General features: G+C 33.5%; 20 protein-coding genes. 2 read left to right on the plus strand and 18 right to left on the minus strand.

The window, feature by feature from the left end:
• Positions 1 to 296: 296 nt before the first annotated feature.
• The 10 genes from ACJ2A9_RS09690 to ACJ2A9_RS09735 all read right to left on the minus strand — a co-directional run bounded on the left by ACJ2A9_RS09690 (position 297) and on the right by ACJ2A9_RS09735 (position 5,640).
• Positions 297 to 593, minus strand: coding sequence for a TIGR04104 family putative zinc finger protein (locus tag ACJ2A9_RS09690; RefSeq protein WP_441421431.1), 297 nt, complete (start codon positions 591 to 593; stop codon positions 297 to 299).
• A gap of 231 nt (positions 594 to 824) precedes the next feature.
• Positions 825 to 1,319, minus strand: coding sequence for a hypothetical protein (locus ACJ2A9_RS09695; protein ID WP_441421432.1), 495 nt, complete (start codon positions 1,317 to 1,319; stop codon positions 825 to 827).
• A 515-nt stretch (positions 1,320 to 1,834) separates the two neighbouring features.
• Complete coding sequence (locus ACJ2A9_RS09700) at positions 1,835 to 2,029, minus strand: XtrA/YqaO family protein (protein WP_441421433.1); 195 nt, start codon at positions 2,027 to 2,029, stop codon at positions 1,835 to 1,837.
• A gap of 41 nt (positions 2,030 to 2,070) precedes the next feature.
• Positions 2,071 to 2,358, minus strand: a complete 288-nt coding sequence (locus ACJ2A9_RS09705) for a helix-turn-helix domain-containing protein (protein ID WP_441421434.1) — start codon at positions 2,356 to 2,358, stop codon at positions 2,071 to 2,073.
• Complete coding sequence (locus ACJ2A9_RS09710; protein WP_441421435.1) at positions 2,355 to 3,209, minus strand: ATP-binding protein; 855 nt, start codon at positions 3,207 to 3,209, stop codon at positions 2,355 to 2,357. Before ACJ2A9_RS09710 ends, ACJ2A9_RS09705 begins: the two co-directional genes overlap by 4 nt.
• Positions 3,142 to 4,041, minus strand: coding sequence for a DnaD domain protein (locus tag ACJ2A9_RS09715; protein WP_441421436.1), 900 nt, complete (start codon positions 4,039 to 4,041; stop codon positions 3,142 to 3,144). The genes ACJ2A9_RS09710 and ACJ2A9_RS09715 overlap by 68 nt, the downstream gene beginning before the upstream one ends.
• A gap of 92 nt (positions 4,042 to 4,133) precedes the next feature.
• Positions 4,134 to 4,505, minus strand: a complete 372-nt coding sequence (locus ACJ2A9_RS09720; protein ID WP_441421437.1) for a hypothetical protein — start codon at positions 4,503 to 4,505, stop codon at positions 4,134 to 4,136.
• The gene (locus ACJ2A9_RS09725) at positions 4,471 to 4,770 is read right to left on the minus strand and encodes a hypothetical protein (protein WP_441421438.1); all 300 of its coding nucleotides are present in this window, start codon (positions 4,768 to 4,770) and stop codon (positions 4,471 to 4,473) included. Before ACJ2A9_RS09725 ends, ACJ2A9_RS09720 begins: the two co-directional genes overlap by 35 nt.
• 15 nt (positions 4,771 to 4,785) lie before the next feature.
• On the minus strand, positions 4,786 to 5,295 hold the full coding sequence (locus ACJ2A9_RS09730) for a helix-turn-helix domain-containing protein (protein ID WP_441421439.1): 510 nt from the start codon (positions 5,293 to 5,295) through the stop codon (positions 4,786 to 4,788).
• A 63-nt stretch (positions 5,296 to 5,358) separates the two neighbouring features.
• The gene (locus tag ACJ2A9_RS09735) at positions 5,359 to 5,640 is read right to left on the minus strand and encodes a helix-turn-helix domain-containing protein (RefSeq protein WP_441421440.1); all 282 of its coding nucleotides are present in this window, start codon (positions 5,638 to 5,640) and stop codon (positions 5,359 to 5,361) included.
• Positions 5,641 to 5,853: 213 nt separating this feature from the next.
• On the opposite strand from ACJ2A9_RS09735, the gene ACJ2A9_RS09740 reads away from it, so the two are divergent.
• Positions 5,854 to 6,186 (plus strand): helix-turn-helix domain-containing protein, encoded by a 333-nt coding sequence (locus ACJ2A9_RS09740; protein WP_441421441.1) that lies wholly within the window; start codon positions 5,854 to 5,856, stop codon positions 6,184 to 6,186.
• A 181-nt stretch (positions 6,187 to 6,367) separates the two neighbouring features.
• Entirely contained in the window at positions 6,368 to 6,874 is a 507-nt protein-coding gene (locus ACJ2A9_RS09745) for a hypothetical protein (protein WP_441421442.1), read from the plus strand.
• Positions 6,875 to 7,343: 469 nt separating this feature from the next.
• On the opposite strand, the gene ACJ2A9_RS09750 is transcribed toward ACJ2A9_RS09745, so the two are convergent.
• The 8 genes from ACJ2A9_RS09750 to ACJ2A9_RS09785 form a co-directional block, all read right to left on the minus strand.
• Positions 7,344 to 7,535 (minus strand): hypothetical protein, encoded by a 192-nt coding sequence (locus ACJ2A9_RS09750; RefSeq protein WP_441421443.1) that lies wholly within the window; start codon positions 7,533 to 7,535, stop codon positions 7,344 to 7,346.
• 97 nt (positions 7,536 to 7,632) lie between these two features.
• Positions 7,633 to 8,187, minus strand: coding sequence for a hypothetical protein (locus ACJ2A9_RS09755; protein WP_441421444.1), 555 nt, complete (start codon positions 8,185 to 8,187; stop codon positions 7,633 to 7,635).
• 276 nt (positions 8,188 to 8,463) lie between these two features.
• On the minus strand, positions 8,464 to 8,631 hold the full coding sequence (locus tag ACJ2A9_RS09760) for a hypothetical protein (RefSeq protein ID WP_441421445.1): 168 nt from the start codon (positions 8,629 to 8,631) through the stop codon (positions 8,464 to 8,466).
• A gap of 400 nt (positions 8,632 to 9,031) precedes the next feature.
• A complete protein-coding gene (locus ACJ2A9_RS09765) occupies positions 9,032 to 9,547 on the minus strand; it encodes a hypothetical protein (RefSeq protein WP_441421446.1) in 516 nt (171 codons plus the stop codon).
• 60 nt (positions 9,548 to 9,607) lie between these two features.
• The gene (locus tag ACJ2A9_RS09770; RefSeq protein WP_441421447.1) at positions 9,608 to 10,174 is read right to left on the minus strand and encodes a hypothetical protein; all 567 of its coding nucleotides are present in this window, start codon (positions 10,172 to 10,174) and stop codon (positions 9,608 to 9,610) included.
• 129 nt (positions 10,175 to 10,303) lie between these two features.
• Complete coding sequence (locus tag ACJ2A9_RS09775; protein ID WP_441421448.1) at positions 10,304 to 10,693, minus strand: DUF4181 domain-containing protein; 390 nt, start codon at positions 10,691 to 10,693, stop codon at positions 10,304 to 10,306.
• Positions 10,694 to 10,758: 65 nt separating this feature from the next.
• Positions 10,759 to 11,520, minus strand: coding sequence for a DUF4367 domain-containing protein (locus ACJ2A9_RS09780; RefSeq protein WP_441421449.1), 762 nt, complete (start codon positions 11,518 to 11,520; stop codon positions 10,759 to 10,761).
• Positions 11,520 to 12,032: RNA polymerase sigma factor (locus tag ACJ2A9_RS09785; RefSeq protein WP_441421450.1), on the minus strand; the 513-nt coding region annotated here is incomplete at its 5' end. The genes ACJ2A9_RS09785 and ACJ2A9_RS09780, both read right to left, overlap by 1 nt.

The following is a 12,032-nucleotide window of genomic DNA, read 5'->3' on the forward strand; positions in this document are numbered from 1 at the left end:
TTAAAATAAGTATCAAACCAATCCTAAATGGTTTAATTGGTTTTTCAGATGTAGTGTCTAATTGAATGGTAACTTCCTCTTTTTCTTTTTCTACTTCTTTTTTAATTCGGTCTACTTCATCTTTATTGAAATTTATTGTAATACACCCCTGATTTACTTATTTAAATGTCTACTAACGTATTGAATATCATTATTATTTTCAATAATGTTTTCTAATTTATTGAGTTAGACTATTTCACTAAAGCTCCCATTCGTTTAATAATAACATTCAAGAATCCAGTAAAATTTATTTAGGATTAATTTCTATATTTGGAAATGAAAGGTACGAACAAAGACATAATGAGTGGAAATAAAATTAAAATTATTAAGGCTAAATAAAAATTGAAAAGGTATTTATTCAATAAATAAATGACAGTCCACCAAGGCACAGTAATGAAAAAACTTGCCTTCCATTTTGAAGTATTAGTCATATTATAAACTTCATTACATCTTTCACATTTGACCGGTTTGTACCCTAGCCAAAATGAGAACAAAAGTATTTTCCAACTCAATTCTTTAGTACATTGATTACATATAGGTAATTTCATAACCATCTCCTTCCTTTTGACGTGATTCTTAAATGCTCTTCTTCATAGTATAAAGCTTCATATAGATACATTTTAGTGGTAAAAAAAACATATAAATTTAGATTACTTTTAGCAAAGAGACGAATGCCTATTTCCGTAATCTGCACCGTTTGTTGAAAATAAAAAAGCCTTGCTCTCTTATTGAAGCAAAGCCTCCGTTTGTTGAAAAACAAAATTTAATTACAATTTTAGGAGTTGTTAGTTAGGGCTTCTGCTACCACTACTTTTCAATTCTTTTTCTCCTTTTATTACCTCGTCACTCATTAAGTAATGATATATTGTTTCTGGTTCATCATCAAATGTTACTAACATCAGGTATCGACTATCAAAAGTAGAGTCACTCCTTTTGATTTCCCAAGTCCTACCTTGATAATTATCTTCTAAATAAGACTCTAATAATTCCATTCTTTTAGGAACTTCTTCATAAATAATATGATAAGGACGGACACCCCAGAAGCTAACTCCAAATATTAGTACGATAAGAAAAATAGTAAAAAATATGCTTAATAGAACTTTATGTTCTTTACTTATGAACAAGATAACAACAAACAATATTACAATAATTACCACTGTTAAATAAGCAATATTAACCTCGAAATAATGTGTATGAGGAGCAATTTTCTCATTGTAAAACCTTAAAAGAAAAAACATACTTAATAAAAAAAGAGTAATAACAATCGCTTTTATCTTCACTCAGTCACCTCATTTCTTTCATTAACCTCACTCAATAAACTAATCACACTCTCACGATTTCTCTATTCTCAGGTTTACATAGTTTAATCATTGGGCTGTACCTTTACAAGTTCAGTTTAAACCCTCGATGGTAGCGAATGCTAGAATAAAAGTACACTAAACTAGACAATTCTAGGTAAAAATTGGTTGAATTAGGTTATGATTACACTTTTGAATGTCCACATGTCTCATGGAGGTCCACCCTCCCATGCCTCACAGAGTCAATGCTCTTACATTCCTTCGTTCAACCTTTCCATGAAGTGGATGCTAGTCATGCTGCCCCACAGGATCTTAGAAGTGCTTATCCTAGAATACGAGGATTGTATTGACTTCTCCCATATTGGTTTTCCAACAAACTGGTACCAATTATTAGTAAATGTAAATAAACATAAACTACTTTAAATTGAAATAGAGAGTGCACTAACACTCTCTATTTGCTTATATCTATTAATTGTAGCTAACACGTTCAATCCTACCTAAAACCTCTCCCCCTCCCTAAAATTATACTCCTCAATCCTACCATTCACCGTCCTAACATTGATCTCCCCCTGGTAAGGCATATCAAGCTCCTTTACCTTACCTGCAGAGACAAGGACGATCTTTGGCATATCGGTTATATTTACAAGAGCTGTCATAAGTTTGGGATTTATTTTAATCTCAGTTGCTTTCATTCCATCACCTGTCCTTAAACAATTTACTCACTTCTTAACTGTTATCTATAATTTACCTTTCTCCTTTCAATCCCATAGTGCCGGGGATTAATTCTCTTTTTTCTTCCTAAATCCATTAATAATATAGCCGCTTCATCGATGTCTCTTGAAAATCGCTGGGCAATTTCATTTAGTGAAAAACCATTATTCCATAGTTCTATAAATGTACTCACTTCTTGCTCATCCCAGTGGAAATCAAGTTCTTCAAGTGCAGTGTAAATCTTCATTCTTCGCTTCTTCATGAATCTCTTTTCTAGGCGTGCAATCGATTTGTTTGGGTTACTGTTCATACTTCATCCCTCATCATCCCTTTGATTCTTTCCATAGCTTGTACCGCTCTGTAATTGGTTGCACGGTTATAAACACAATTCATATTTCCAAGTAGTCTCCACCAGGTTCTTTCTTTGTTATCAAACCTGTACCGGGTACTTGGATGATCAAATTCTTCTGGTGTAAGATTCGATGTCATCCATATCGGCTTGTTTGCTCGTTCACGGCCATTTATTATCTGAAACGTCCAATCCTTCTCATCATCAGTCAAACGCTGGCTACTCATAAAGTCATCCCATATTAGCAAGTCAGATTCAAGACAAGCATTCATAATTTCGAGTAATGTCTCTTTATTACTAAATCGCTTCGTTTCTTGGAGTCGGCTATAAAGGTCCTTTTCTGTTAGGTAGATGACTGAATAACCACGTTCAATTAATTCATTTGCGCCAGCAGTTGTCAAATGACTTTTTCCGTTTCCGGTCTCCCCAAATATAAAAACCCCTAGCCTTCCACGTTGTACAAAGTCATTCACAGCAGTTTTTATTTCAGTTACAGCTTGTTCACAGCCTGGGCGAACATTGAAGTTTGAAAAGGTCATATTTCTTAGTTCCGTATTTGTACTACTTAATTTTAAAGCTCTCTCAATTCTAATGAGCTTTTCCCTTTGCTTCTGTTCACGTCTCATTTCATCGATTTTGTCTATCTCACACTTACATGCATTCACAGTCCACCTCTTACCTACTAATGGGATATGGCGAAGGACTTGCTTCTTTTCTTTTTTACAATAGTCACAAACAATTAATTTACTTATAGAATTTGAAATTGGTAACTGTCCCAGTGCCGTCATTAATCCGTTTTCGATCTTGTTCATTTATAGCTCCCCCTAGTTTTGGAAATGTTGTAATGTTGTTTTTTCTAGCATAGTACTCTTCACTTACATGTTTCGCCTCTTCTACCGTTCGAATCTTCCCTTTACACCAGTTAGTCAGAATGGATTTCGCATATGAAAACGGCTTTCCTTTCTCCCCAGCGATTGAAAGACCATACAGAACTAACTCTTCTGGTAAACCATCTTGATCAATGAAGCTAGCAAGTATATCAATTTGCATTGGTGTTGGAACTCTATTAAAACTTTTTTCAAAAATTTCATAGAGACTTAGTGAGTTACTAATAGATGTTTCGTTTTGTTTATTTAATGCGGTACGGTTTTCGGAATGACTTTCAGAACAATTGTCGGAACTATTGTCCGATCGATTATTGGTCGTAGGCTGAATGGTACGAATCCCAGTACATTTGTCGGTACCCTTATTGGAATGATTGTCGGAACTATTTTCAGCGCAATTATCATAGGGTTTGTCAGCATAACATGAATTGTCAGCACGATTGTCGGTATGATAATCCATATTGTCATATCCACTTTTAAAAGACACAGAACGTAGTTGATAAAGCGCCGACTGATTTCCTTTTCTTGAGCAAAAGTCAATGTACCCTTTTTGCTTCAGCTCACTTCTTGCTTTTGATATTGCTCGCTCACTTAAACCCGTTTTCGTACATAATACAGAAACAGCGACAGCAAACTCAGGGACCCAGGCCGTCTTATTGTTGATATGCAATAATGCATGCCAAAGAGCAACCGCTGATGTTGATAATGGGTTGGTTTCAAGCCGATCGTAAAAAGCATTCAGCTCTTTTATATAATTCATTTAAAACACCTCAATAGGATGTGATATTGACGAAAAGTAAATCTCTGATTATACTATTTGTGTTGGGTACTGGTAGTATTATCCTAAACAGTTTAACTTCTTGCTGACTCACTGGCCGGTGAGTCTTTTTCTTTAAAAGTAGAGATCCTCTTGATTAAAATAAACGAATCTATCAACTCTCGGTAATACTTTGCTTCTATCTGTTTTTTACTCACTTTAAACATTTTCTCACTATAACTAAGAGCATCAATGATCACCGTTAAATCGCTTTCATAAAAGTTAAAACTGGATTGGGTCTTTTTAATTCTTGAATACGTTCTTTCGGTGCTCACTTTACCATTTACATCAATCACCTTTGTTCCATAGTATCTCAAAGCACTTTTCACCATTTCACGATGAACAGATTGTAGCGGGACATTTAAAGATAACCTAGTTTGAAGATGGTCTTGAAAACAAGTATTCACCGCTAATCCTCCTTACCACGTCTTCCAAATCAATCTGCTTACGGGAACACTCATGAAACAAAGTGATAAGTCTGTCTCGTTCTATCTTTTTTACTCGCAATTCTTGTAGATCATCTCTCGCACGCTGGAATTCATTAATCCAATAATTAGCCATTGATAGTTGCTCACATTCAATCGCTTTCTCTGCTCGCTTCAAACAATCGTAGCAGCAATTCAATAGCTGAACCGCAAGACATACATCCTCCTGCAAAACATAATGTTTCATTCGTTCACCTCAGCGTCATTTTCTTTTTATATAACCTTTTGCAATTAATTTCGTTAACTGCTTGTCCCAAAGCTCCTGCCAATCAAACTGATACTCATTCGACATCACAGCAACAAAGTGATTCAAAGCCACAATCAGATCAATGGATTGCAATGCTAATTCTTCCACCTCCTTTCTTTGCTGATCACTTATGGCTTTGGGCGGGGAAGATAATGAAACTCGTTGCAACAACTCAGTTAGTTCAATCACTTCTTCAACCACCTTGTCTTTCACGCTACAACGATGTAAATCAACATTCGGACCATCTAACTTCCGGCACCACGCACCAGTATACTCATTAGCAATAGTCATGGCTAAAAATGGGTCATTGTACTTTTTTATCAGTAATTTTGATATATCTGGCGGAAGTTTCGAACGTCCGGTTTCATAAGCGGATATACTTTCACGAGACACATTCAACTCCATTGAAAGTTGCAGCTGTGACGTTGATCCACGTAAAGTGCGTAAAGCTTTACCAATCGTCATAAAATCACCTCTTTTCTTTACCAATTTAATAATGGAAAACATAGTAAAATAATAAAAGGGGTATTAAATAATCTTTTGTGACTGATCTTGGCTTTCAATCCAACTAAACAATCCGTTTGTTGGAATTCGAATTTTTCTTCCTTCTCGTATGACTGGGAAACCTGGATGATGGGCAAGTTCATAAATGCGGGTCTTAGAAATCTGAAGAATTTTTGCAGCCTCTTCGACTTTTAACAATGGGGGATAATCATTATGATGGTCGTTTTTAAAGTGCAGCTTTACGTCGCTCATGATTGTAGATAATTCTTCACGGATTATCTGACGAATTGTTTCCTCAAAGGTCAATATCGTAGCCACCTTCCTAAATTTAAAGTGATTATAAAAAGAATATGGTAAATCTTTCTTTCAATATATACTAAACAATTTGTTTATGTCAATAAAAATATAAACATTTTGTTTATAACTATGATTTTTATATTAATTGTTATCAAACTGTTACGTTTTTCAGCTATAATGAGTACACAGGAAAAATTTAATACCGCAAAGGAGGAAAAGGATATGTTTTCGGAAATTCTCAAAAGCTTAAGAATGGAAAGAAACCTAACAAAAAAAGCAATCTCTGATTACTTAGAGATTACACCACAAGCATATGGCCATTACGAAAATGGGAAGCGTGAACCAGATTTTAAAACTCTCATTAAGTTAGCAGATTTTTTCAATGTACCTGTCGATTTCCTCGTAGGTAGAAAATACGAGGACCTTGTCGAAGATCATGAGACCATATTTTTTATAAATGCAAAAGGCTTAACAAAAGAGGATATTGAAACGGTAGAGAAGCATATTGAATTTTTACGTTACCAAGCGAATGAACATAATAAGAAGAATAAATAGGTTATACAAATCCAAATTCTCAATTTTTGAAATTATCTTATAAAAAATGCTATACAAATAATATTTAGTTATTTTATACTAGTGCTATAGAGTGATCTCCATTTAAAAATCCTTGGGTATCCTCTTCATATAGTTGCAATTCAAAAATTGTTCGGTCTATTAATTTGAAGAAGGTGAAGCTATGAAATTTTATTATTTCCCTTCTCCCATTGAATGTGCGATCTCAACGTTATATTTAAATCATAAAATCAATGGGCCAAGGAATATTTGTGAGATTACATTAGGACAAATGTTTAATATACATGTCTTCCACAGTAATTTCCCCACTAGTTATTACGCAAATGGTTCATTTCTTTCCCTTACAATTGACTCTAGACTCTCAAACATTCAGCAGCGTGAAGAATTTTTTAGCGGCATAGCCATGATTTCATACCAAAAAGGACTCCCTGAAAACCACTTGTTATCTACGATCATTCACCAATTGCCAATGACACAGTTAATCCAGCAGTTAGCACTTCCATACCACATGTTAACTGCCTACGATATTTCACATCCGGATATTGTTTCCACATTGAGTTATGATTTTAAATTACCAAAAAGTCTTTGTCTTGAAAGGATAAAACCAATTCAAAAATTGAAAGAACAAAGTTCAATTGAGAAGCGTTGTTGTGAATTGACAAGACGATGAGTATTTAGTTACATAGAAAATTGACCGAAATATAGACACGGTTACTTGCTCATTAACATACTAATTTTTTGTAATGAGAAAAAGCCATAATGTGCATTGGAGTGATCATGCATGTTATGGCTTCTTTATCTTTTTTAGATGTTGTTAATTAAAGGTTCCGTAACTTGAAGTGATTACAGCCACTGAAATGTACCACCTATGACATAGTTTTCACCACCGAATGACAAGGATTTTTCCACACATCGCCAATACATTTACCAATGAAATAAAAAAAGCACTCCTGATAACTAAAAAGCCCAAAATGCATAAAATAATGCATATTTGGGCTCCTTTGAAATTTAAGGTTATATCACTAACGCACCCGTTAATTCAATAAGCAAAAAAGAAACTCTTTGTTAAGAACATCCGTTAAATCCTTCGCTTAACGATTACCTATCTCGTTATCTCTCTCATATAAACCCTTTAATTTCTACTTAGCAATTATTATTGCACTTTCCATGTTGTCTGTAAGTGAAAATCCAGTAGACACTTGTAGCCATGTTTCCCATTCACTATCCCAATTATATACGTCTATTTCTAATATGCCGTCTCCTGAACGTTTGTTAATTTCAACTTTAAATGCCTTACTTGGTGAGTAAATTTCTTTAGCAAGTTCAAGCATAATTGTACACTCCCAAAATATCTTTTTATACAAGACACCTTGTTGTTCTACTATTGCTTCCTTTAAAGAAGCTATAACTTAAATTCGACACATAAAATCAATTGACCATCAACAGTTGATAGTTTTCTAAAAATAAATCTAACCTCTGACTATTAAACGCTTTATCCTTGTCAATTAAGATTTCATATTCCCCAAACGCAACTTCAGTTATTTCGATTAAGGCGTTTTCTTTTTTTGAGTCATACACTTTAAATTGGAAAGGTTTAGCGTATTTTAAATTACCATTCTGATTTATTATTTCTGATGGCACTATAAATTTATCGGTATCAGCGGAGTAATTATGATTTAAAACAATTTTAAGGATTAAATATTCTCCTTTATCTTCCAAGTATTTATAAGAAAATTCACTTCCATATTCTATCTCAAAAGTATGCTCTTCTTCGAGGTTTATTTTACCGTTTTCTTTTACCTCATCTAATTCATAAAGAGTAATCGACTCCAATATTTCTGGATTAAAATTTATATTTGGATTTGTATAATAATGGTCGGAATTAAGAATATCTTCGAGTGTCCTGTTATTTAGAAAAACAACAAACAATACCATAAGAACAACTAAAACTACTGTAATCATCCATACTTTTTTCTTCTTCATTTAATCACCCCAACACATCTTAAATTTACCACAGATAGCCATTTTTCTTCTTGAACAAACTGCTTCGTTAGTGCAGTAGGCACCGCTGCTCATATGAATAAATATTAGTGTATATACATGCCTGCCCTTAAATAATGTTTCATAAAGATTAATAATCATACTGCCAAAACATACATCAGTTAATTGCCAGAAACACTACCAATATATTAACGATTGTACGCTTATTTTTAAAATAACCCTCAAATTATGGAAGGTTATTCTTATCTAGTATTCTTATTAAAAATCTTCTTCTTCGTTCATAAAAGTAATATAACAATCTTCACAAACATTATCCTCGTTTAAAGTTGCTTCATCACCACAGACTTCACATTCACCTATATGATCGTCTTTAAATTCATACTCTTCTTTACCTGTCCACCAATAAACGATTTTCTTTGGGTCCATTTTAAAATCTCTCCTTTTCTCTAAACCTCATAGACAAAAACTCCATAACCATAGAATCTACGTAGAATCTGATCCACCAACTGCAATATTCCTAAGTCTTTTCTTGATTTAGCAGTGTTTTTCCAAATAAGTTTATGCAATATAAATTCCCTACTGACGTTGTATAATCATATCCCTATATACAAATCATCCCAGTACTAATTATACACGATTTATAGCCTTAGACCGCAAATACACATTTGGATGCATTCAGCTGACTAATTATCATAGATCACAACACTGGTAAACAGCCGGTCATACTGTGGTAAATACCTTGTCATTTAGTGGTAAAAACTATGTCATTCGTGGTACATTTCGTTGGCTGTAATCATGAAGTACATTTCTTCACAAGGGCTAAAGTTCAAACCTTTTCGATTCCCATTCCAGTAACAACAAAATGAGGACTATTTTCTTTTCGGTTAAAGAACCTCCAGTGTTCACTTCGTTCATCATCTTCTGAACTATCAGGAAATATTTCTAATTTATAACCATCTGATAAAAATACTTTTAATCCACCTACATCATCAGATTCAATTTTCTCTACTTTTAATCGTCCTTTGTCTCTTATAAAAGTTTTAATTTGTTCATCAAATCTATTGTTGCCTTGTAAATCCCAATCGAAGTCCTCAATTTCTCCATCCCCTTCCGAGCTTGGAGAATAGAAATCCCGTGAAGCTACAATAATTTTGTTTTTCATGATAATTCTCCACGAACATTGAATATGTAGTGCATATTCAGCTGATACTTCGGTTTTGCCTCTCCTTATGATTTGAATTATATCCCCAAACCCCAGCCAAAATAGATTAGATGATCTTCCTGCATCCTGAAATTTTAATCCTACTAATTTTCCTAATTCAGAACTAATTACTTCTTTCATACACATCTCCCTATATTGGATTATTTTAAGAAAATGCTCTAATTATCAACAGAATACATACTAATTCTTTGAGTAATCATATAAAATAAAACCATAATATTTAACATAAAACCCGTCCTCTAATAAGCTATAATTATCAGAGGTAATTCCAAACGAAAAATCTGATTTAGGTCCTCGTCCAGTCTGACCTACTTCTATCTTTTCATTTTTATTATTATACAAATAAAAATCATTACTTGAACCAAAAGAAGTAAATGTCCCATCCTTATTAAAAATTCCATTATACAAAAAGTTACCGTTATTACGATTCAAATTATACGTAGTGGTAAAACTGAAATAAATGTCAGTACCTCTATTCCAAACACTTTTCAGTATAATCATTGTATTATTATCCTCTTTTAGTTTTATATTAATTTCCTTTTTTTCATTGCTATTTAAAGGGATCCATCCTGGTTGGATAAAGAGTTCAACAGTAACGGGAGTTTTTACTTGATTAAGAGTATATCCATTTCGGTCAGTTACTTTACCTAAAATTGCTTCATTTGAATAATTGTAGTTAAAGAAAAGGTATGCTATTAAAACTAAACATCCGACTAAAATTAAAGAAAAAAACATTCGCTTAAACACTTTTACACCTCTTTTCAGGTGGAATACTTTTCTATTAATTGTGTATTACACGTAACAACGAAGATCAATCTCTTACTTAAGAAATTGTCCCTGAAAATTGAAGCCAACCAAACTTATCAACAACAGTAACTACCTTACCATTTCAACAACTATAATAAAGACAATTATTATCAAAAATGTAATTGAAACTGACCATTCATGATAATATCCCCTATCACTTTTCTTGACTATCCACTCTTCAATTCCTCTTAATAAACTAAGGGAAAAGAAAAACAGAAGGATAGGGAGATTACGCAGCGCTGCAGAATGCGGAAAATAGGTTAAAAATGTAAAAACTGCAATCAATGAGAGAATAATAAGAGCAATTTCAAACACAATATAGACCTTTTTCCTCCCTTTAGAAAATATGCTTACCCGTGGTCTCTTAATATTTAACCTTCTATTTATATAAAACTCTGAAATAAGAAGAAAGAGTGCCATAATGATAACTACTACCCACGTAATTAAACTTAAACCCATTCAACTTCCCCCGATTCTAATATATCGAAAAATACAATTGCCGAAATGGAAACAACCATAAAAGTTTACAGAGACTCTGCTATTCTGATGATCTCATCTTCAATTAAGCCGCTACCCGAGATATTAAAATAATGTGTATTGGTTATCCAAGTGATATTCTTGTAATCATACTCATATATCGTCAGAGTTGCACGGTGTCCATTAATATTTATTTCTTTACTATCCGTACTATCCATAATGCGACCAAAAGCAAAATCACCTCGAATAATCATCTGTCTAATCGATAGATTTTGATCATTTTCATTAAAATACATTAAATTTGCTTCATCACCTAGTGAATTGGGTGATTTTAAAACTGTAACATACTCTAGCACAAATCCTTCTGGAATGAATGTAGGTTCCTTTATTTTAAATGAGGTTAACTTCTCTGCTTCTTCTAGACTCACATCAAAAGCATCAATCCTACTATCTTCATTAATAACAAACAATTCTGATTCAGGCGGTGCATCTGGATCGTCAATTTGTTCACTAACACGACCAGCCAGCTGAGTGCTAGAGTTATCTGAACTAGAAAATAAATTGGTTATTCTGTATAGTGCATCTCCTTGACTAGGGTTGAAAAAGGCTGCAGTTAGAAGGATTACTACACTTGAAGCTATGGCCATATATTTCAGCTTATTTCTTTTCATTGATTGACGATCTAGTTTCCCTCTTATCTCCTTCCATGCCTCTTCTTCTGATAACAACGGGGATTGACTATTTGATATTTCTTCTTGAATTACTTCATTTAGTAGATGGTCGATATCATGTTGTTTTCTTTCCTTCATTACAGGCTGCCCTCCTTACCATCTTCTAAATAACTCTCCATTATCGCTTTCAGTTTTAACTTTGAACGATGTATACGAGATTTTACAGTCCCTACATTAACTTCCAATGCTAGTGCAATCTCTTTATCCTTTAACCCACAGTCATATTTCAGTAAAAGAACGTCTTTATATTCTGGTTTGAGTATAGAGATCGAACTTTGTAAAAGTGATTTCATAAATCGTTGCTCAACTTGCAATTCCACAATTGAATCCTTCATCACTGTTTCATCTATATAGACATCACCAGCAGTAAAATCGTTCCACCTTTTTTCTTTTCGTAAAAAATCAATGGTTGTTCTTATAGTTATGGTGATTAACCATGATTCTATTTTCTTTCCATCTTCAACCTTATGTAAGTTTTTGAAGGCTTTTATAAACGTTTCTTGGGTGATGTCCTGTGACAAATGGGGATTTCGGGTCATAAAAAATGCCCTCTGGTAGACTTTTTGATAAAACATCTCAAAAATAAGTTT

Origin of the sequence: Anaerobacillus sp. MEB173, assembly GCF_052119505.1 — a bacterium.
Lineage (GTDB): Bacteria > Bacillota > Bacilli > Bacillales > JBJMAU01 > JBJMAU01.